This window comes from Comamonas serinivorans (assembly GCF_002158865.1).
Classification (GTDB): domain Bacteria; phylum Pseudomonadota; class Gammaproteobacteria; order Burkholderiales; family Burkholderiaceae_C; genus Comamonas_E; species Comamonas_E serinivorans.
Genome location: NZ_CP021455.1, coordinates 3362551 through 3382991 on the forward strand (window position 1 = coordinate 3362551; position 20441 = coordinate 3382991).

A 20441-nucleotide genomic window follows, 5' to 3' on the forward strand; every position below is an offset into this window, starting at 1 on the left:
TACCCAGCATGCCCCAGCCACCGCTCGCTCCCCGCACCCGCATCAAGATGTGCGGCCTCACGCGCGAGGCCGATGTGGACGCCGCCATCGCAGCCGGGGCCGACGCCATCGGCTTCGTGCTGTATGCCGCCAGCCCGCGCGGCATCACGCCGGCCCGGGCGGGCGAGCTGGCGCACCGCTTGCCGCCGTTCGTGACCCCGGTGCTGCTGTTCGTGAACGCCAGCCTGGCCGAGGTGCGCGCCGGCTGCGCGGCCGTGCCCGGCGCTGTGCTGCAATTCCATGGCGACGAAACGCCCGAGGCCTGCGAAACCCTGGCCGCGGCCGTGCAACGCCCCTTCCTGCGGGCGGCACGCATTCCGCTCGACGCCGCGGCCGACTTCGACTTGCTAGAATTTGCTCGCAACTTTCACGCCGCCCAAGGCCTGCTGCTCGACGCCCATGTCGAGGGCTATGGCGGCGGCGGCAAGGCATTCAATTGGTCACGGCTTTCAACAAACGTCAATGCTCACCTCGTCTTGTCTGGTGGGCTCACATCGGCAAACGTGACCGATGGCATCCGCTGCCTGCGGTCACTTGGCCTCTCGCTGGCCGTTGACGTGAGTTCGGGCATCGAAGCCCTGGACAGCAACGGCCAACCCCAAAAAGGCATCAAGGATGCCCAGCGCATGCGGGATTTCGTCTCGGCCGTCCGCCAAGCCGAGGTCTGACCACCGCGCCACCGCCCTGCAAGGCGCCGACATCGGCTCCGGGGCGGACACGGACGCCTGCGCCAACCGGACCTTTTCACCATGTCGAATGCTTCCCTGCCCGATGCACGCGGGCACTTTGGCCGCTATGGCGGCGCCTTCATCAGCGAAACCCTGACCTACGCCATCCAGGAGCTGACCGAGGCCTACGCGCGCTACCAGCACGACCCCGAATTCCTCGCCGAATTCGAGGATGAGCTGGCGCACTACGTGGGCCGCCCCTCACCCATCTACCACGCGGCGCGCACCAGCCGCGAGATCGGCGGCGCGCAGATCTACCTCAAGCGCGAGGACCTCAACCACACCGGCGCGCACAAGATCAACAACGTGATCGGCCAGGCCATGCTGGCCAAGCGCATGGGCAAGCCGCGCATCATTGCCGAGACCGGCGCCGGCCAGCACGGCGTGGCCACGGCCACCATCTGCGCGCGCTACGGGCTGGAGTGCATCGTCTACATGGGCAGCGAGGACGTGAAGCGCCAAAGCCCCAACGTCTACCGCATGAACCTGCTGGGTGCCACCGTGGTGCCGGTCGAGTCGGGCAGCAAGACGCTCAAGGACGCGCTGAACGAGGCCATGCGCGACTGGGTCGCCAACGTGGACAACACCTTCTACATCATCGGCACCGTGGCCGGTCCGCACCCCTACCCCATGATGGTGCGCGACTTCCAGAGCGTGATCGGCCAGGAATGCCTGGTGCAGATGCCCGAGTTCTTGCAGGGCGGTCAGCCCGATGCCGTGGTCGCCTGCGTGGGCGGCGGCAGCAACGCCATGGGCATCTTCCACCCCTACATCCCGCATGAAAAAACGCGCCTGATCGGCGTGGAAGCCGCCGGCCAGGGCCTGGACAGCGGCAAGCACGCCGCGTCCATCCAGCGCGGTGAACCCGGCGTGCTGCACGGCAACCGCACCTACGTGCTGCAGGATGAAAACGGCCAGATCACCGAGACACACAGCGTGAGCGCCGGTCTCGACTACCCCGGCGTGGGCCCGGAACACGCTTACCTCGCCGACATCGGCCGGGCCGAGTACGTGGGCATCACCGACGACGAGGCGCTGGCCGCCTTCCACCACCTGTGCCGGCACGAGGGCATCATCCCCGCGCTCGAATCCAGCCACGCCATGGCCCACGCCATGAAGCTGGCCAAGACCATGCGGCCCGACCAGTCCATCCTGGTCAACCTGTCCGGCCGGGGCGACAAGGACATCGGCACCGTGGCCGACCTGTCGGGCGCGGATTTCTACGAACGCCCGTCCATGCGCGGCCTGGTGCTCAAAGGCGCCAAGCCCACCGCATCCGACGCCTCGCAAGGAGGTGCCGCATGAGCCGCATCCAGACCACACTCGACGCGCTGAAGGCCAAGGGCCGCAAAGCGCTCATCCCCTACGTGACGGCCGGCTTCCCCTACCCCGACATCACGCCCGCGCTCATGCACGCCATGGTCGCCGCCGGGGCAGACGTGATCGAACTCGGCGTGCCGTTCTCCGACCCCTCGGCCGATGGCCCCGTGATTCAGGCCGCGGGCGACCGGGCCCTGGCTGCCGGCATTGGCCTGGTGCAGGTGCTGGCCATGGTGCGCGAATTCCGCCAGCGGGACGCCCACACACCCGTGGTGCTGATGGGCTACGCCAACCCGGTCGAGTGCTACGACCTGCGCCACGGCACCGGCAGCACGGGCAGCGCCTTTGTGCGCGATGCCGCGGCGGCCGGGGTGGACGGCGTGCTCATCGTCGACTACCCGCCCGAAGAGTGCCAGGACTTTGCCGCCGCCCTGCGCGCCGCGAGCATGGACCTGATCTTCCTGCTCGCGCCCACCAGCACGCCCAGCCGCATGGACGAGGTGGGCCGCCTGGCCACAGGCTACGTGTACTACGTGTCGCTCAAGGGCGTGACCGGCTCGGGCGCGCTCGATGTGGCCGCCGTGCAGCAGGCCGTGCCCCGCATCCGCGCGCACGTCACCGTGCCCGTGGGCGTGGGCTTTGGCATCCGCGACGCGGCCTCGGCCCAGGCCGTGGGCCAGGTTGCCGATGCCGTGGTCATCGGCAGCAAGATCATCCAGCTCATCGACGGCCAGCCGCGCGATCAGGTCGCGCCCACCGCGGCGGCCTTCCTGCGCGAGATCCGCGCCGCGCTGGACGCGATTCAGGCCGCCTGACCTGATTGCCCCTGGATTGCCGATGAACAGCAGTATGGATTCACCTCCGTCATCTTTCCAACGACAATCCAGCCATACCCCACCCCATCAGGCCCGACGTCACATTTGCGAGAATACGCGTTTCGCGCGCCGGCAGGGGTGAACCCCTGCACCGCCTGACCGGCGCCTGCGCCAGACATCCGCCAGCGCGCTCACCCGCGCGCCCGACCGAACAGGAACCGCCATGAGTTGGCTCGAAAAAATCCTCCCGCCCAAGATCCAGCACAGCGACGCTGCCGAGCGCCGCAGCATCCCCGAAGGCCTGTGGATCAAGTGCGCCGGCTGCGAAGCCGTGCTCTACAAGACCGAGCTCGAGGGCAACCTGATGGTGTGCCCCCATTGCAGCCACCACCACCGCATCGGCTCGCGCGCGCGGCTGGACGCCTTCCTCGACCCCGAGGGCCGGTATGAAATCGGGCAGGAGGTCAGGCCCACCGACGCCCTGCAGTTCATCGACAGCCGCCCCTACCCCAAGCGCCTGGCCGAAGCCCAGGCGCAAACGGGCGAAGCCGATGCGCTGATCGTCATCGGCGGCACCTTGCTGGGCCAGCCCGTGGTGGTCGCCTGCTTCGACTTCGACTTCATGGGCGGCTCCATGGGCTCGGTCGTCGGCGAACGCTTTGTGCGCGGCGTGCAGGCCGCCATCGACCGCCAGGCCGCCTTCATCTGCTTCACCGCCACGGGCGGCGCGCGCATGCAGGAAGGCCTGCTGTCGCTGATGCAGATGGCCAAGACCAACTCGGCCCTCACGCGCATGGCGCGGCAGCGCCTGCCCTACGTCAGCGTGCTGACCGACCCCACCATGGGGGGCGTCAGCGCCGGCTTTGCCTTCCTGGGCGACCTGGTGATTGCCGAACCCAAGGCCCTGATCGGTTTTGCCGGCCCGCGCGTCATCGAGTCCACCGTGCGCGTGAAGCTGCCCGAGGGCTTCCAGCGCGCCGAGTTCCTGCAGGAAAAAGGCGCGCTCGACTTCATCTGCGACCGCCGCGAGCTGCCCCAGACCATCGCCAACGGCATCGCCATGCTGCGCCAGCAGCCCGCGCCGGCGCCGCGCCCCGAGCCCGTCAAGGCCAGCATGACCCTGGCGGACGACGAACCGGCCGCCTGATCCCACGCTGGCCTGAACCCAGGCTGACCCCAGAGCGCCCGGAGACGGGTCACCAAGCACTTCAAGGCAGTATGGCCTGATTCTCGTTCTGAGCTGAACGGGAGCCAGGCCATACTGCCTTTTTGCATCGTTCCATCGAGCGGACACCTCCAGCGCCGTGTCCGGGTTTGCAAAGCCAGGCAATGGTTATATACTGTTTATTCATACAGTATTCATCATGACCACCGCCCCTCGCATCGCCCCTGTTTCCCCGTGCCGGAACCGCCCCGCGCCCGACCTGCGCGGCCTCGGCGGCCTGGTCTGGAGCGGCGACGCGCTGGGGCCCTCCACCGCCCGCACCGTGCCCACGGGCTTCGCCGCGCTGGACGCGGCCTTGCCGGGCGCTGGCTGGCCCACCCAGGCCCTGACCGAGGTGCTGCAGCCGCAAGCCGGCGTGTGCGAATGGCGGCTGCTGGCGCCCGCCCTGTCCCGCGTGCTCCAAGACCCCGACGCGCGCCTGTACCTGGTGGCCCCGCCCTGGCCGCCGCACGCGGTGGGACTGGCCCAGTTGGGCTTGGCAGCCGAGCGCCTGGTGTGGCTGCCGGCCGATGCGGCCCCCCCGGCCCCGGCTCCTGGTGCATCAACACCCGGCCCATCGGCGCTCGGCACACCGACGCCCCGCGCCAGGGCATCCGGCGCCTCGGCGGCCGGCACGCCGACGTCCGCGCGCGCGCCTCGGGCCAACCGGTCATCGGGCACGGGCCGGGCCACCCCGGCGCGCCTGTGGGTGGCCGAGCAGCTCATCCTGGCCAACCCGGCGGGTGCCATCCTGTTGTGGCTGCCGCAGGCCCAGCCGGCCCACCTCCGGCGCCTGCAGGTGCACACCCAAGGGTGCGATGCGCCGGTGTTCGTGTTCCGCCCTGAGGCCGCCTTGCGCGAGGCCTCGGCCGCGCCATTGCGCGTGACGCTGGCGCCCGGCCCCGGCTGGCAGGTGCGGCTGCGCGTGGCCAAGCGCCGTGGCACCCCCTGCGACGAGGTCTTGCAGCTGTCGGCCATGCCCCGTCCCTGGCGGGCCGTGGTGCCGCCCCGCCTCTGGTCGCTGGGCGAAGCGGCTTTTGACGGCTCCGCCGTGCCGGCTCCCCGGCCGGCCAACGGGTCCATGGCCCAGGAGATGGGCCGTGGCAGCGAGCCAGCCAATGTGTCCGCCAACGGGCCGGTGCATCGGCCTTTGACCCAGCCGGGTGCCGGCCAGGCGGCCACCACCCGCCGCCTGGCGCGCTCCGGCGCAGTCCTTCGGCCGTGCCGCACTGACCCAGGAGGCCCTCCCATGACATCCGCAGGCGCGTTCACTCGCTGCATGCAGCAGCCCGCCCCTGGCGCCACCCGCATCTGCGCCGACGAGTCGGCCCTGGCACCGGGCCCAAGGCGGCCGAATGCCCGCCTGCTCGGCACACCCGGGCCTGGGCGTGCCCACGGCCGCGTCGGGGGATGAGCCATGTCACCGCATTGGGCCGCCCTGCTGCCGCAGCCTGACGCTGAGGCCTCGCACGCCATCCCCGCGGCCCTGGCCGCCGAGCCGGCGGACCGCCGCGTGCGCAAGGCGGCTCGCCCCTCGTCACCCGCTCGCGGGCGATCGCGCCAACCATCCCCTCGGACAGCCCCCCAGGTCTCGCCCGCGTCCCACTCGCCCGCTCCTCCCTTCCCCAGCGCGGGTGCCCACGCCGGCGAGGTCGCCCTCCATGACCCGCACGCACACGCACCCGCCGACATCGCCACGCTGGGCTACTGGGGCTTGCGGTTCAGCCCGCGCGTGGCCGTGCTCGACGACGCCGTGCTGGTGGACGTCGCCGCCAGCGCGCGCCTGTTCGGCGGGCTGCAGCCCTTGCAGCAGTTGGTGGAAGGCGGCGCCCAGGCGCTGGGCGCCCACGTCGCCTGGGCGCCCACCGGCACCGCCGCGCTGGCGCTGGCCCGCTGCGGTGTGCGCGACGGGTTCGCGGCCCCACTGGCGCAGGTGCTCGATGCCCTGCCCCTGCACGCCTTGCCCGCCGTTGCCCTGCAGCACCCCACGCTCGCCCGCCTGGGGTGCCGCACGCTGGGCGATGTACGCCGCTTGCCCCGCGCCGGCCTGGCCCGCCGCGTGGGCGCCGAGCTGCTGCTCGCGCTGGACCAGGCCCATGGCCTGGCGCCCGAGGTCTACGCCTGGCTGCGGCTGCCCGAGGCCTTCGAGGCCCAGCTGTCGCTGCTGCACACCGTGGACAGCGCGCCCGCCCTGCTGTTTGGCGCCACACGGCTGCTGCGCCAGCTGGTCGCCTGGCTGCAGGCGCGGCACCTGGGGGCGCTGGCGATCGAGCTGCAGTGGGTGCACGAAGGCTGGCGCAGCCACGATGCCGACACCCGCGGCCGCCTTTGCGTGCGCAGTGGTCAGCCCACCCAGCACCTGGCGCACCTGACACGCCTGCTGGGCGAGCACCTGGCCCAGGTGCAGCTGCAGGCCCCGGTCGACCAGTTGACGCTGACGGCGCCCGAGGTGGCCCCCGTGGTTCACGACAGCCACACGCTGGTGCCCGATGGCGGGCAACGCAGCCGCTCGGTGGCCGAGGCGCTGGAGCGCATCCAGGCCCGCTTGGGGCCAGACAGCGTGCGCCACGCCACGGTGCTGGCCGACCACCGCCTGGAATGGATGCAGCGCTGGCAGCCCCCTCTCGCCTCGCCAGCGGCCTCGTCTCCCGCTGTCTGGCGCCGCGCGGCCACATCAGTGGGCTCGGCGCCTGCCGGGGCATCACCGGCCCCGGGTCCCGCTGACCTGGCCAACCTGGCGGGCTTCAGCCTGCCCGTGCCCAGCTGGCTGCTGCCCCAGCCGCTGCGCCTGGTTGTGCGCCACCACCGGCCTCACCACCAGGGGCCGTTGCAGCTGCTGCTGGGCCCCGACCGCGTGGAAGGCGGCTGGTGGCATCGCGTGCCCGCGTCGCACCACCTGGCCGACTCGACCGTGGCCTGCCCGCCAGGGGATGGCCACAGCCTGAACGTGCAGCGCGACTACTGGCTCGCGCTCAGCCCGCGCGCGGGGCTGTTGTCGGTGTTTCAACAGCGGCTGGCCGGCGACGAAATCGGCTGGTTCCTGCATGGGCACTACGCCTGAGCGTCCGGCCAGGACAGGACAGGACAGGACAGGCCCGGCCAGGACAGGCACAGCCAGGGGCCTGGCCACGAACGCGGTCCAGAAAGCCCGTTCGGGAAGGTCAGGTTCCAGAGCCCACAGACATCCACCCAGTGAAAGCCAATCGACCCTCCCCTCAACCACCTCACGCCCACAACCCCCGTGACCACCCCTGCCCCCGATCCGCTGCCCGCTTATGCCGAGCTGCGCTGCCTCTCCAACTTCAGCTTTCTGCGGGGCGCCAGCCACCCGGACGAGCTGGTTCAGCGCGCCCAGGCCCTGGGCTACCGCGCCTTGGCGCTGACCGACGACGGCTCGCTCGCCGGCGTGGTGCGCGCGCACGTCGCGGCCAAGGCGGCGGGCCTGCCGCTGATCGTGGGCGCGCAGTTTCGCGTGCAGGCCCGCGCGCCCGGCGAAACCCCGTTCACCCTGGTGCTGCTGGCCCAGACCCTGTTCGGCTACGGCAACCTGTGCGCCTTCATCACCCAGCTGCGTCGGGCCGCGCCCAAGGGGCACTACCAGCTCACGCGCGACCAGGTGCAGGGCCACGCGCTGCGCGACTGCCTGGCCCTGCTGTGCCCCGACCGCCAACCGCCTGCCGCGCCCGACACACCAGGCCACGCCAACCGCCATAGCTCCGGCGCTGCCCAGGCCTGGGCCAGGTCGCCCGGTCCGGCGGCGGAACCGACCTCACCGGCAGACACCGCCCAGGCCATCGAGTCCATCGACCCCATGGGCCCCAGTCCGGCAACCGCGCCGCCAGACGCAGCTGCCCCAGCCTCCCCCCTGGGCCGCCAGGCTGTGCAGGCGGCCGATGCGCTGGCCGAACTGGGCCACTGGGCGCTCAGCCAGTTCATGGGCCGCTGCTGGATCGGCGTGGACCTGCCGCGCCGCATGGACGACGCGCTGTGGCTGCACCGCCTGCGCGAGATGGGCATGCGCACCGCCTTGCCGCTGGTCGCCGTGGGCGATGTGCACCTGCACGTGCGTTCGCGCAAGCCCTTGCACGACGTGCTCACCGCCATCCGCATCGGCCAGCCGCTCACCCACTGCGGCCACGCCCTGCAGCGCAGCGCCGAGCTGCACCTGCGCAGCCGCCTGCGCCTGGCCCAGACCTTCCCGCCCGAGCTGCTGGCCGAAACCCTGGTCGTGGCCTCGCGCTGCCATTTCAGCCTTGATGAAATCCGCTACCAGTATCCGGCCGAAGTCGTTCCTACCGGAACGACAGCCCTGGCATACCTCGAGGCGCTCACCCAGAAAGGCGCCGCTGAACGCTGGCCGGACGGCGTGCCCGCCCAGGTGCAGGCCCAGCTGACGCGCGAGTTAGGCCTGATCGGCGAGCTGGGCTACGAGCACTATTTCCTGACCGTCCACGACATCGTGGCGCACGCGCGCAGCGTGCACATCCTGTGCCAGGGCCGGGGGTCGGCCGCCAACAGCGCGGTCTGCTACTGCCTGGGCATCACCGCGGTCAACCCGGCGCAGTCGGAGTTGCTGTTCGAGCGCTTCATCAGCAAGGAGCGCAACGAGCCGCCCGACATCGACGTCGACTTCGAGCACGAGCGGCGCGAAGAGGTCATCCAGTACCTCTACACCAAGTACGGCCGCGACCGCTGCGCCCTGACGGCCACCGTCATCTCGTACCACGAGCGCTCGGCCATTCGCGACGTGGGCAAGGCGCTGGGCTTCGACGAGGCCACGCTGGACGCCATCGCGCGCCAGCACCGCCGCCTGGAAGGCCAGGGCGTGCAGGCCGAGCTGCTGCGCGAGCTGGGCCTGGACGTGGACGCCCTGGCGGTGCAGCAGCTCATGCAGCTGGTGGCGCAGATCCTGGGCTTCCCGCGCCACCTGTCGCAGCACACGGGCGGCTTCGTGCTCACCCAGGGCCCGCTGTCGCGCCTGGTGCCGATCGAAAACGCCGCCATGCGCGATCGCACCGTCATCCAGTGGGACAAGGACGACCTCGACGCCGCCGGCCTGCTCAAGGTGGACGTGCTGGCCCTGGGCATGCTCACGGCCCTGCGGCGCACCTTCGATTTCGTGGCCCAGCGACGCGGCGTGCGCCCCACGCTGGCCACCCTGCCTCCGGACGACCCGGCCACCTACGACATGATCTGCCGCGCCGACACCGTGGGCGTGTTCCAGATCGAAAGCCGCGCGCAGATGAGCATGCTGCCGCGCCTGCAGCCGCGCAACTTCTACGACCTGGTGATCGAGGTCGCCATCGTGCGGCCCGGCCCCATCCAGGGCGGCATGGTTCACCCCTACCTGCGGCGGCGCCAGGGGCTGGAAAAGGTGACCTACGAAAAGCCCGTGCTCCAGCAAGCGCTGGCCCGCACGCTGGGCGTGCCCATCTTCCAGGAGCAGGTCATGCAGATCGCCATCCTGGCCGCAGGCTTTTCACCCGGCGAGGCCGATGCGCTGCGGCGCGCCATGGCCGCCTGGCGCCGCACCGGGACCTTGAGCAAGTACCAACAAAAAATCATTGATGGCATGACGGCAAACGGCTATACCCCCGAGTTCGCCGAATCCATCTTCCGGCAGATCCAGGGCTTCTCCGAATACGGCTTCCCGGAAAGCCACGCCGCCAGCTTCGCGCAGCTGGTCTATGCCTCCAGCTGGCTCAAATGCCACGAGCCCGCGGCCTTCCTCGCCGCGCTGCTCAACAGCCAGCCCATGGGCTTTTACACGCCCAGCCAACTGGTGCAGGACGCCCGCCGCCATGGCGTGCGCGTGCGTCCCGTCGACGTCCTGCACAGCGACTGGGACTGCAGCCTGGAAGACCTGCGCCACCCCGACGGCCCCGCCGTCCGCCTGGGCCTGTGCCAGGTCAGCGGCCTGTCGCAGGCCAGCGGCCAGCGCATCGTTCAGGCGCGGCTGGCCGCGGGCCCCACCGCGCCAACCGGTCACGCAGGCCATGGCCCCGGCAGTGCGTCCGCCACAGCCCCTCTCGACGCCGGTGTCCACGGCCTCGCGACCCAGGCCACCTCCAGCTCGAGCGACGCGGAGGCTTGGCGTGATGGCCAGGCGCCTGAACCGCTTGCCTCACCCGCCGGTCAGTCCGCTGAAGTCTGTTTGGCCCAGCCACAGCAGGTGTTTGTCGGTCACCCACCCGCCGATCCACCTGAACCCGGCGGTCCTCCACCACATCAGGCCGGCCGCCTCCACGCATCTGACGCCACCACCACCGACATCACCCATCAAGCCAGCCAAGCCGACGACCTGCCGACCCCATCGCCCTGGCCCGATGTCGAAGCCCTGGCCCGCAGCGCCGGGCTCGACCGCCGCGAGGTGCAGCTGCTGGCCGCGGCCGATGCCTTGCGCGGTCTGGCCGGCCACCGCCGCCAGCAGATGTGGGCCGCCGCCGGCTGGCACGCCGAGCCGGCGCTGCTGCACGAGGCCCCCACCCACGAACCGCCCCTGGTCCTGCCCCAAGCCCCCGAAACCGAGGCCGTGGCCTGGGACCTGGCGGCCACCCACCTGAGCCTGCGCACCCACCCCATGGCCCTGCTGCGTCCACGCCTGGCGCGCTGGCGCCTGCGCAGCTCGCAAGACCTGCACACCGCCGTCGATGGTGACTGGGTGCGCACGGCCGGCATCGTCACCGTGCGCCAGCAGCCGCCCACGGCCAAGGGCACCACCTTCGTGTCGCTTGAAGACGAGTTCGGCAGCCTGCAGGTCATCGTCTGGCGCCATGTGCGCGATGCCCAACGCCCCATCCTGCAAGGCGCGCGGCTCATGGCCGTGCAAGGCCGCTGGCAGCGCGAGGGCCTGGTCTGCAACCTGATTGCCCACCGCCTGGCCGACCTGTCGGCCCTGCTGGCCCCGTTCGCCACCGGCAGCAGCCGCGACTTCCACTGAGGCTGGCGGGATGGTGCGCCCGCGCATGAACCGGTGAGCGATTGCGGCGTTGCGCGCGGTCAGCGGCAGGCTGGTGGCCGCACTGTTGGGCGTTGGGCATCGCTTCGGGTGCCTTTCGACGCGTGCTCACGGCTTCGTCTGCACAAGGGGTATGGCCGTGATTGCGATTTCAATCCATCGAACTCTGCTGAATACTGCCCATTCATTCTTGCAACACGCATGAACGGCAACGCTTTGCTGGGCTGACCGGCGCCGTGGGCGATGAGGTCAAGTTGGATGAGCTGGGCGTCAGCCCACGGCCCCGCACCGCTGCGATCACCGCACCCAAGCTCGCCGTGTTCCGCGGCACGCCGTCGCGCAGCGCCTGCAGCGCGGTCTCGCTGGGCACGCCCTCCACCTGCACCCCGTAGGTCTTGGCCATCTTGTGGCGCGGGTCGGCGATGCGCGCCTGCAGTGCACGAAAACCCCACGGCCCTGATCGGCCTGCCGCTGATCCGCACCTGCCGCCTGCTGCGTGCCGTCGGTGGCCAGCACGGTCAACGCCATCACCGCGCCCGCAACGGCACGGCACGCCACACCAACACCACCAGGTATACCCACCTCACCGTTTTTCAACAACGAAGCTGAATGGATACTGGCTCAACCACCCGCAGCCAACGCACGCGCCTGCAGCAGCGCCTCGGCCAGCGCGAAATCGTCGGGGTAGGTCAGCTTCAGGTTCTGCGCGCTGCCGACGACCAGCTGCGGCCGCGCACCCAGGGCCTCCATGGCGCTGGCCTCGTCGGTCACGCCGGGGTAGTCGTCGCCATCGAAGGCCCGTGCCAATGCCGCCTGCAGCTCGGCCAGGCGGAACATCTGCGGCGTCTGCGCCAGCCATTTGTCGACCCGCGCCACGGTGGCGGCCACCCGGTCCTGGGCATCGGCCTGTTTGAGCGTGTCGGGCAGCGGCAGCGCCAGCAAGGCGCCGGGCCAGGCATCGCCGCGCGCGGCGGCAGCGCGCCCCGCCGCGATCAGCGCCGTCACCTGGGCGGGCTGCAGCAGGCAGCGCGCGGCATCGTGCACCAGCACCCAGGCGTGATCGGCCACGCCAGCCTGCCGCATGGCAGCCAGCCCGTTGGCGACCGAGGCCGCGCGGCTGGCGCCCCCGCAGCGCAGCACCCGCGCGTGCGCGTCGACATCGGGCAAGGCGCCATCCAGCCAGCCATCCTGCGGCGCCACCACCAGCCACACCTGCGCCAGTTGGCCCTGCGCCCGCAGCGGCGCAAACACGCGCAACGTGTGCGCCAGCACCGGCGCCCCAGCCACAGGCTGGTACTGCTTGGGGCACGGCGTGCCAGCGCGCTGGCCCACGCCGGCGGCGGGGATGAGGACGTGGATGGGGGAATCGGTAGGCATACGGCACCAGACAACGACGGCGGCACCCGCCGCATGGCAGGCGCCCAAGGCGGGCATTGTGACGTCATGACGTCATGCCGGCTCCACCCGGAGTTCACGCGCCGAGCACACGCGCCGTCTAGATTCACGGGCATGCCTGTGCCCCTGTGCCGCTCCGCCTCGCTGACGCCCTCGGCATCGTCTGCGCCCTGGTTTGCCAACGCTGCCCTGGGCTGGGTCATGAGCCGGAACGTGGCCGCGGGCGCTGACGCCCTCGAAGCCGACCTGCTGGTGTTCGCCTTCGTGCATTCGCAGCCCATCTGGCTGCCGGGGGTCACGGGTGCCTTGCTGCCACGCCACCCCCTTGCCTGGCGGCTGATCCGTCGCGCGCTGTTGCTGCTCGCAGGCCTGCATGGCGTGGCCTTGGCCCTCTCGTGGTGGTACCCGCCCTACCACCTGGTGGGCGTGGCGTTGTTGCTCGCGCCAGTGGCCTGCGGCTGACCGCCCGGTGAAGCCATCGCCGGCAGCGGGGCCGGCACCCGCGCCGTAAAATCGTTGCCTCACACCCCGCGCCACCCGCAGCGGGGTGTTGTCGTTGGCGCGGCTTGCGCATCAGGCCGACCCGCGCACCCATTTCAACAACAGCATCACGGTACAGCCGTTGATCCACCCTGGCGTAGACGATGGAACTCCCCAAACTTCAACCTGGCAAGCGGCTGGCGCTGCCGCGCCCCTCCACCTCGGCCGATGCCTTGCTGCTGGCCGAGCTGGCCCAGCGCGAGAAGGCCGCGGGGCGGCTGGTGGCCATCGTCTGCGCCGATGCCGGCGATGCCCATCGCCTGCAGGATGAGCTGAAGTTCTTCGCGCCCGAGCTGCGGCTGACGCTGTTCCCCGACTGGGAGACCCTGCCTTACGACAGCTTCTCGCCGCACCAGGACCTGATCAGCGAACGGTTGGCCACGCTCTGGGCCATTCGGCAGGGCCAGGCTGATGTGGTGCTGCTGCCGGCCACCACGGCGCTGTACCGCCTGGCGCCGCCCGCCTTCCTGGCTGGCTACACCTTCCACTTCAAGGCCGGGCAGACGCTGGACGAAGCCGCGCTCAAAAGCCAGCTGACGCTGGCCGGCTACACCCACGTCAACCAGGTGGTGAGTCCGGGCGAGTACGCCGTGCGCGGCAGCCTGATCGACCTGTTCCCCATGGGCAGCCCGCTGCCCTACCGCGTGGACCTGTTCGACGACGAGATCGACACCATCCGGGCGTTCGACCCCGACACGCAGCGCAGCCTGTACCCGGTGCCCGAAGTGCGCCTGCTGCCGGGCCGCGAGTTCCCCATGGACGACGCGGCGCGCGCGCGCTTTCGCAGCCGCTGGCGCGAGCTGCTCGAGGGCGACCCCACACGCAGCCGCATCTACAAGGACATGGGCAACGGCGTCGCCACCGCCGGCATCGAGTACTACCTGCCGCTGTTCTTTGACGACACGGCCACGGTGTTCGACTACCTGAGCGGTGCCACCGCCGGGTCGACCCCGAGGGAGGCAGCGTCCGCCGAGCCGTCCTCGCTGGTGCTGGTGCTGCACGGCGACCTGGAAGCCGCCTTCCAGCAGTTCTGGCAGGACACGCAGGAGCGCCACCGCCTGGTGCAGGGCGACCCCGACCACCCGGTGCTGCCCCCCGCGGCGCTGTTCCTGAACGCCGAGCAGTTCTATGTGGCCGCCAAGCCGCATGCACAACTCGCACTGCGCCGGGCCGACCAGGTCAGCGACGAGCAGCAGGCCACGGCCTATGCCGAGTTCGCCCCCCTGCCCGACCTCTCGGTCGTGCGCGGCGCCGACGACCCGCTGCAGCGCCTGCAGGCCTTTGTGCAGGCCGCGCCCCGGCAGGGTCTTCGCGTGCTGGTGCTGGCCGAGAGCGAGGGCCGGCGCGAAAGCCTGCTGGACTTCCTGCGCGCCTCGCACCTGAACCCGCCCGCCTTCGACCACCTGGCCGAGTTCCGCGCCAGCGACGAGCCCCTCGGCATCGCCACCGCTGCGCTGGCCGCCGGATTCGGCTGGCCCGAGGGCGGCGTGGCCTTGGTCACCGAGACCGAGCTGTTCGCGGGCGGCACGGGCGTGCGCCGACGGCGCCGGCAGGAGCAGCAGAGCGACCTGGACACGCTGATCAAGGACCTGTCCGAGCTGAAGGTGGGGGACCCCGTCGTCCACAGTGCCCACGGCATCGGCCGCTACCACGGCCTGGTCAACATGGACGTGGGCCAGCTGAACCCCGACGGCAGCCCCGCGCTGCAGGAATTCCTGCACCTGGAGTACGCGGGCAACGCCACGCTCTACGTGCCCGTGAGCCAGCTGCACCTGATCGGCCGCTATTCGGGCGTGGCGCCCGAGCAGGCGCCGCTGCACAAGCTGGGCGGCAGCCAGTGGGAGAAGGCCAAGCGCAAGGCCGCCGAGCAGGTGCGCGACGCGGCAGCCGAGCTGCTCAACATCTACGCGCGTCGCGCCGCGCGCGAGGGCCATGCCTTCCGCTTTGCCGAGAACGACTACGCGCAGTTCGCGCAGGACTTCGGCTTCGAGGAGACGGCCGATCAGCACGCCGCCATCACGGCGGTCATCAACGACATGATCTCGCCCCAGCCCATGGACCGGCTGGTCTGCGGCGACGTGGGCTTCGGCAAGACCGAGGTGGCGCTGCGCGCGGCCTTCGTGGCCGTGACGGGCGGCAAACAGGTCGCGTTTTTGGCACCCACCACCTTGCTGGCCGAGCAGCATTACCAAACGCTGGTCGACCGCTTTTCGCGCTGGCCGATCAAGATCGCCGAGATGAGCCGCTTTCGCTCGGCCAAGGAGATCAAGGCGGCCGCCACGGGCATCGCCGAAGGCACGGTCGACATCGTGGTCGGCACGCACAAGCTGCTGTCGGAAAGCGTGCAGTTCAAGAACCTGGGCCTGCTGATCATCGACGAGGAGCACCGCTTTGGCGTGCGCCACAAGGAGGCCATGAAAGCCCTGCGCGCCGAGGTCGACGTGCTGACGCTGACGGCCACGCCCATCCCGCGCACCATGGGCATGGCGCTGGAAGGCCTGCGCGACCTCTCGGTCATCGCCACCGCGCCGCAGCGCCGCCTGGCCATCAAGACCTTTGTGCGCAGCGAAAGCAATGGCGTGATCCGCGAGGCCGTGCTGCGCGAGCTCAAGCGCGGCGGCCAGGTCTACTTCCTGCACAACGAGGTCGAGACCATCGAGAACCGCCGCCAGGCCCTGGAGGAGCTGCTGCCCGAGGCACGCATCGCCGTCGCCCATGGCCAGATGCCCGAGCGCGAGCTGGAAAAGGTGATGCGCGACTTCGTCGCCCAGCGCCACAACATCTTGCTGTGCTCGACCATCATCGAGACCGGCATCGACGTGCCCACGGCCAACACCATCGTCATCAGCCGCGCCGACAAGTTCGGCCTGGCGCAGCTGCACCAGCTGCGCGGCCGCGTCGGGCGCTCGCACCACCAAGCCTATGCCTACCTGATGGTGCCGGACATCGACAGCCTGACCAAGCAGGCCGAGCAGCGCCTGGACGCCATCCAGCAGATGGAAGAGCTGGGCTCGGGCTTCTACCTGGCCATGCACGACCTGGAGATCCGCGGCGCCGGCGAGGTGCTGGGCGAGAACCAGAGCGGCAACATGATGGAGGTGGGCTTCCAGCTCTACAACGAGATGCTGGCCGACGCCGTGAAGGCGCTGAAGGCCGGCAAGGAGCCCGACCTGCTCAGCCCCATGCAGGCCACCACCGAGATCAACCTGCACGTGCCCGCCCTGCTGCCCACCGATTACTGCGGCGACGTGCAGCTGCGCCTGTCCCTCTACAAGCGCCTGGCCACGGCCAAGACCAACGACCAGGTCGACCGCATCGTCGAAGAGCTGGTCGACCGCTTTGGCAAGCTGCCGCCGCAGGCGCAGGCGCTGATCGACGTGCACCGGCTGCGCGTGCTGTCGCAGCCCTATGGCGTGCAAAAGGTGGACGCCGCACCCGGCGTGATCCACATCACCTTCAAGCAGGGCGCCTCGGTCGAGCCGCTGGCCATCATCCACCTCATCCAGAAGAACAAGCACATCAAGCTCGCCGGCAACGACAAGCTGCGCATCGAACGCGCCCTGCCCGAGGCCAAGGACCGCGCGCAGATGGTGCGCGACGTGTTGCGCAGCCTGGGCAAGCCGGCCGAAGCCGTGGCCGCGCCCGCGCAGGCCTGAACCCGCTTGAGCCCCTCCACCCCAGACACCCCCCACCATGACCCAACCGATTGCCCCCGTGCCGCTGGACAAGGCCTACCAGCTGCTGAACCACGGGCCCACCGTCCTGGTGTCGGCCCGCCACCAGGGTGTGGACGACGTCATGGCCGCGGCCTGGGCCTGCGCGCTGGACTTCAGCCCGCCCAAACTCACCGTGGTGCTCGACAAGATGACCCGCACGCGCGAGCTGGTGCAGCACAGCGGCCACTTCGTGATCCAGGTGCCCACGGTGGCGCAGCTGGACCTGACCTACCAGGTGGGGCAACGCAGCCTGCACCAGCAACCCGACAAGCTGGCGCGCGGCGGGGTCGAGCTGTTCGACCTCGACGGGCGTGACCTGCCGCTGGTCGCGGGGTGCGCGGCCTGGCTGGCGTGCCGGCTCATCCCCGAGCCCCACAACCAGCAGGCCTACGACCTGTTCATCGGCGAGGTCGTCGCCGCCTGGTCGGACACGCGGGTCTTCCGCGACGGGCGCTGGCGCTTCGAAACCGCCGACGCTGCCCTGCGCACCCTGCATTACGTGGCCGGCGGGCGCTTCTACGCCATTGGCGACGCGCTGGACGCCGACCAGGACGTGAAGGACTGATCCCCACCCACCCAGGTGCCGCCCCGCGGCGCAAAGGGCTGCCACACGGCTGCAGACGTGGCCACCAACCACCGGTTCCAGCGCTTGAGCCACGCCAGCAGGCCTGCATGTCATCGGCATGACTTATGCCCACAGCCTGTGGGCTGACCTGTGGAAAACCCTAGGAATATCCTCGGCAAGCCTTGCCAGGCCTGGCTTTCGTCGGGGGTGCCCAATCTTTGGGCACGTTCAGCCCAGGCCGTGGGCCCGCCGGTGACGGAGCTCAGGACCGCCCTGCTGCGCCCAGGCTCATGCGCGCCGCAGCCATTTTCAGATTGGAGTATGATCGGCTTTCCGTTCAATTTGCAACGGAAACACATGCATACTGCATTGTCAAGCGACCCACACGCCCCTCATCCAGCGGTCTTCTGGCCGCCTTCTGGCTGAGCGCGCCCGGCCCCTGCCCGGCCTCTGGCTTTCGCACACCCCTGCCGACCTGTTTCCGCCGCGTGCACCACGCCGCGGGCTGCGGCAGCCATGGGTCGCGAAACGACCTGACGCATGCGCGACATGTGGATTTGTCCTACAGCGATCCCCCTGCCGGGGCGTTCAGTCTGTCGAGACATCCGGCCCCCTGCACCCACACCACCACGCCGATCCGCGCCGCAGGATCGGCTCGCATTTCCCCCACGAAGGAGCCCCTGATGCCTGACTCGCATCCCCCCAGCCGCCGACATTTCCTGCTGGCATCCAGTGCCGGTGTGGCACTCACCGGCATGGCCATGACCTTCCATGCCAACTCCAAAGAGTCCATCTCACTCGACCAGTACAAGCCCGAGTACTTCACGCCCGAAGAGTGGGCGTTCGTGCTCGCGGCCACCGCGCGCCTGATTCCGTCGGATGGCGAAGGCCCCGGTGCGCTGGAAACCCACGTGCCGGTCTTCATCGACCGCCAACTGAAGGGCGAGTACGGCAGCGCCGTGGACTGGTACATGACGGGGCCGCACGACCCCACAGCCCCGCCCGAGCGCGGCTGGCAAACGCCGCTGAACCCGGCCCAGCTCTACCGCAAGGCCATTCCGGTCTTCAACGCCTGGTGCCAGTCGCGCTGGCGCAAGGGCTTCCAGGACCTGACGCCTGAGCAGCAGGATGAAGCCCTGGTCGCGCTGCAGAAAGGCGAGGTCCAGCTGGAGCCCGAACTCAGCCTCTTCTTCACCACCCTGCTGGCCAACACCAAGGAAGGCTACTTCGCCGACCCCATGCATGGCGGCAACCACGGCATGCAGGCCTGGACCTACATCGGCTTTCCCGGTGCGCGGGCCAGCTTCAAGGAATGGGTGGACCAGCACAACGTCAAGTACCCGCTGGGTCCGGTGTCCATCAAAGGCGAGAGGGCTTGAGCCATGGCACGCACCGAACACAAAAAAGACGTGGTGATCGTCGGCCTGGGCTGGACGGGCGCCATCGCCGGCATTGAACTGGCGGCCGAAGGGCTGGACATCGTGGCGCTGGAACGCGGGCGCGACCAGAACACCGTGCCCGAATTCAAATACCCCAACCAGATCGACGAGCTGACCTACGGCGTGCGCCTGAAGAACATGCAGCACCCCAGCCAGCAGACGGTGACCATCCGCCGCACCGAGGCGGAAACCGCTTTGCCCTACCGCTCCATGGGCTCCTTCCTGCCGGCCAACGGCGTGGGCGGTGCGGGCACGCACTGGAACGGCCTGCTGTGGCGGCCGCAGCCCGAAGAAATCCAGCTGCGCAGCTACGTGAAGGAGAAATGGGGCGAGTCCATCATCCCGGCTGGCATGAACCTCATGGACTACCCGGTCAGCTATGACGAGCTGGAGCCGCACTTCACGCGCTTCGACCAGGTCGCGGGCATTTCGGGCAAGGCTGGCAACATCAAGGGCGCGATCCAGCCCGGCGGCAACCCCTTCGAAGGCTGGCGCTCGACCGAATACCCCATGCCGCCGCTGCCGGCCACCTACGACGCCACCAAGTTCGGCGACGCCTGCAAGGCCCTGGGCTACCACCCCTTCCCGGCGCCGGCCGGCATCGCGTCCACCGCCTACGTCAACCCCTACGGCATGCAGATGGCGCCGTGCAACTTCTGCGGCTTCTGCGAACGCTTCGGCTGCTATCAGTACTCCAAGTCATCGCCGCAGACGGCCATCCTCGACGCGCTCAAGCGCAAGCCCAACTTCAGCTACCGCACGCACGCCGAGGTGCTGCGCATCGAAAGCTCGCCCGACGGCAAAACGGCCACGGGCGTCACCTACTTCGACGCCATCAAGCAAGAAGAGGTGTTCCAGCCCGCCGACCTGGTGATCCTCTCGGCCTTTCAGCTGAACAACGTCCACCTGCTGCTGCTGTCTGGCATTGGCGAGCCCTACAACCCCGCCACCAACGAGGGCGTGACCGGCAAGAACTACGCCTACCAGATGAACGGCGGCGTGACCATGTTCTTCAAGGACGCCAACTTCAACCCCTTCATCGGCCACGGCTCGAACGGCATCTGCATCGATGACTTCAGCGTCAACCAAAACGACTTTGGCGCACTGGGCTTCATCGGCGGGGCCTACTGGCGCGCCGGCACCTTCAACGGGCAACCGATCCGCTCCATGACGCTGCCGGCCGGCACGCCCAGCTGGGGCTCCGGCTGGAAGAAGGCCATCAAGACGTGGTATGGCCACTCCATGTCCATCGGCACGCACGGCTCGCACATGGCCTACCGCGCCAACCACCTGGACCTGGACCCGACCTACAAGGATCCACACGGCCGGCCCTTGATGCGCATGACCTTCAACTGGCAGGACAACGACCTCAAGATGAACCAGTACATGAAGCTCAAGGCCGGCGAGGTGGGCAACGCCATGAAGCCCGACCTGATCCAGCTGGGCTTCAAGGACAAGGGCGCCATGTTCGACGTGCGGCCCTATCAGACCACGCACACCACGGGCGGGCACATCATGTCCACCAACCCGCGCGAAGGCGTGGTGAACCGCTACTGCCAGGCCTGGGACAAGCACAACGTGTTCGTCATGGGCGCGGGCAACTTCGTGCAGAACACCCAGTACAACCCCACCGGCATGATCGGTGGCCTGGCGTACTGGATGGTGCATGCGATCCGCACGCAATACCTGCGCAACCCGCGCCCCCTGGTCTGAGGAGCACGC

The 20441-nt window shown here is 69.7% G+C and carries 13 protein-coding genes and 1 pseudogene; 12 read left to right on the forward strand and 2 right to left on the reverse strand.

Features of this window, described 5'->3' with window-relative positions; translation table 11 throughout:
• Nucleotides 1-8 precede the first annotated feature (8 nt).
• The 7 genes from CCO03_RS14310 (at nucleotide 9) to CCO03_RS20495 (ending at nucleotide 11046) form a co-directional block, all read left to right on the forward strand.
• Nucleotides 9-707: a phosphoribosylanthranilate isomerase gene (locus tag CCO03_RS14310; RefSeq protein WP_087282124.1), complete on the forward strand. Its 699-nt coding sequence runs from the start codon at nucleotides 9-11 to the stop codon at nucleotides 705-707.
• Between the two features lie 81 nt (nucleotides 708-788).
• Nucleotides 789-2072 (forward strand): tryptophan synthase subunit beta, encoded by a 1284-nt coding sequence (gene trpB, locus CCO03_RS14315; protein ID WP_087282126.1) that lies wholly within the window; start codon nucleotides 789-791, stop codon nucleotides 2070-2072.
• Nucleotides 2069-2902 (forward strand): tryptophan synthase subunit alpha, encoded by an 834-nt coding sequence (gene trpA / locus CCO03_RS14320; protein ID WP_087282128.1) that lies wholly within the window; start codon nucleotides 2069-2071, stop codon nucleotides 2900-2902. The genes trpB and trpA overlap by 4 nt, the downstream gene beginning before the upstream one ends.
• Nucleotides 2903-3125: 223 nt before the next feature.
• On the forward strand, nucleotides 3126-4049 hold the full coding sequence (gene accD / locus CCO03_RS14325; protein ID WP_087282130.1) for an acetyl-CoA carboxylase, carboxyltransferase subunit beta: 924 nt from the start codon (nucleotides 3126-3128) through the stop codon (nucleotides 4047-4049).
• Nucleotides 4050-4266: 217 nt separating this feature from the next.
• Nucleotides 4267-5520 (forward strand): hypothetical protein, encoded by a 1254-nt coding sequence (locus tag CCO03_RS14330; protein WP_087282132.1) that lies wholly within the window; start codon nucleotides 4267-4269, stop codon nucleotides 5518-5520.
• 3 nt (nucleotides 5521-5523) lie between these two features.
• Nucleotides 5524-7167 carry a Y-family DNA polymerase gene (locus tag CCO03_RS14335; RefSeq protein ID WP_236903849.1) on the forward strand — a complete coding sequence of 548 codons (1644 nt, stop codon included), beginning with the start codon at nucleotides 5524-5526 and terminating at the stop codon, nucleotides 7165-7167.
• Between the two features lie 180 nt (nucleotides 7168-7347).
• A complete protein-coding gene (locus CCO03_RS20495) occupies nucleotides 7348-11046 on the forward strand; it encodes an error-prone DNA polymerase (RefSeq protein ID WP_236903850.1) in 3699 nt (1232 codons plus the stop codon).
• A 346-nt stretch (nucleotides 11047-11392) separates the two neighbouring features.
• On the opposite strand, the pseudogene CCO03_RS14345 reads toward CCO03_RS20495, so the two are convergent.
• Both CCO03_RS14345 and ispD read right to left on the reverse strand, forming a co-directional pair.
• Nucleotides 11393-11503 (reverse strand): annotated as a pseudogene (locus CCO03_RS14345) (pseudouridine synthase); the annotation flags it as partial.
• A 182-nt stretch (nucleotides 11504-11685) separates the two neighbouring features.
• Nucleotides 11686-12441, reverse strand: a complete 756-nt coding sequence (ispD, locus tag CCO03_RS14350; RefSeq protein ID WP_087282137.1) for a 2-C-methyl-D-erythritol 4-phosphate cytidylyltransferase — start codon at nucleotides 12439-12441, stop codon at nucleotides 11686-11688.
• 132 nt (nucleotides 12442-12573) lie between these two features.
• Between ispD and CCO03_RS14355 the strand changes: the two genes are divergently transcribed.
• From CCO03_RS14355 to CCO03_RS14375, 5 genes are all read left to right on the forward strand, one after another.
• Nucleotides 12574-12921 (forward strand): hypothetical protein, encoded by a 348-nt coding sequence (locus tag CCO03_RS14355; RefSeq protein ID WP_087282139.1) that lies wholly within the window; start codon nucleotides 12574-12576, stop codon nucleotides 12919-12921.
• 182 nt (nucleotides 12922-13103) lie between these two features.
• On the forward strand, nucleotides 13104-16655 hold the full coding sequence (mfd, locus tag CCO03_RS14360) for a transcription-repair coupling factor (RefSeq protein WP_087282140.1): 3552 nt from the start codon (nucleotides 13104-13106) through the stop codon (nucleotides 16653-16655).
• Between the two features lie 37 nt (nucleotides 16656-16692).
• Nucleotides 16693-17280, forward strand: a complete 588-nt coding sequence (locus tag CCO03_RS14365) for a flavin reductase family protein (RefSeq protein ID WP_087282142.1) — start codon at nucleotides 16693-16695, stop codon at nucleotides 17278-17280.
• 683 nt (nucleotides 17281-17963) lie between these two features.
• Nucleotides 17964-18659 carry a gluconate 2-dehydrogenase subunit 3 family protein gene (locus CCO03_RS14370; protein WP_087282143.1) on the forward strand — a complete coding sequence of 232 codons (696 nt, stop codon included), beginning with the start codon at nucleotides 17964-17966 and terminating at the stop codon, nucleotides 18657-18659.
• A 3-nt stretch (nucleotides 18660-18662) separates the two neighbouring features.
• Nucleotides 18663-20432 carry a GMC family oxidoreductase gene (locus CCO03_RS14375; protein ID WP_087282145.1) on the forward strand — a complete coding sequence of 590 codons (1770 nt, stop codon included), beginning with the start codon at nucleotides 18663-18665 and terminating at the stop codon, nucleotides 20430-20432.
• Nucleotides 20433-20441 lie beyond the last annotated feature (9 nt).

Excerpts from the sequence above, each read along its gene's own strand:
- mfd (WP_087282140.1), top strand. The coding sequence starts at position 13,104 with ATGGAACTCCCCAAACTTCAACCTGGCAAGCGGCTGGCGCTGCCGCGC.
- CCO03_RS14365 (WP_087282142.1), top strand. The coding sequence starts at position 16,693 with ATGACCCAACCGATTGCCCCCGTGCCGCTGGACAAGGCCTACCAGCTG.
- CCO03_RS14355 (WP_087282139.1), top strand. The coding sequence starts at position 12,574 with ATGCCTGTGCCCCTGTGCCGCTCCGCCTCGCTGACGCCCTCGGCATCG.
- CCO03_RS14370 (WP_087282143.1), top strand. The coding sequence starts at position 17,964 with ATGCCTGACTCGCATCCCCCCAGCCGCCGACATTTCCTGCTGGCATCC.
- accD (WP_087282130.1), top strand. The coding sequence starts at position 3,126 with ATGAGTTGGCTCGAAAAAATCCTCCCGCCCAAGATCCAGCACAGCGAC.
- CCO03_RS14375 (WP_087282145.1), top strand. The coding sequence starts at position 18,663 with ATGGCACGCACCGAACACAAAAAAGACGTGGTGATCGTCGGCCTGGGC.
- ispD (WP_087282137.1), bottom strand. The coding sequence starts at position 12,441 with ATGCCTACCGATTCCCCCATCCACGTCCTCATCCCCGCCGCCGGCGTG.
- CCO03_RS14335 (WP_236903849.1), top strand. The coding sequence starts at position 5,524 with ATGTCACCGCATTGGGCCGCCCTGCTGCCGCAGCCTGACGCTGAGGCC.
- trpA (WP_087282128.1), top strand. The coding sequence starts at position 2,069 with ATGAGCCGCATCCAGACCACACTCGACGCGCTGAAGGCCAAGGGCCGC.
- CCO03_RS14310 (WP_087282124.1), top strand. The coding sequence starts at position 9 with ATGCCCCAGCCACCGCTCGCTCCCCGCACCCGCATCAAGATGTGCGGC.
- CCO03_RS14330 (WP_087282132.1), top strand. The coding sequence starts at position 4,267 with ATGACCACCGCCCCTCGCATCGCCCCTGTTTCCCCGTGCCGGAACCGC.
- trpB (WP_087282126.1), top strand. The coding sequence starts at position 789 with ATGTCGAATGCTTCCCTGCCCGATGCACGCGGGCACTTTGGCCGCTAT.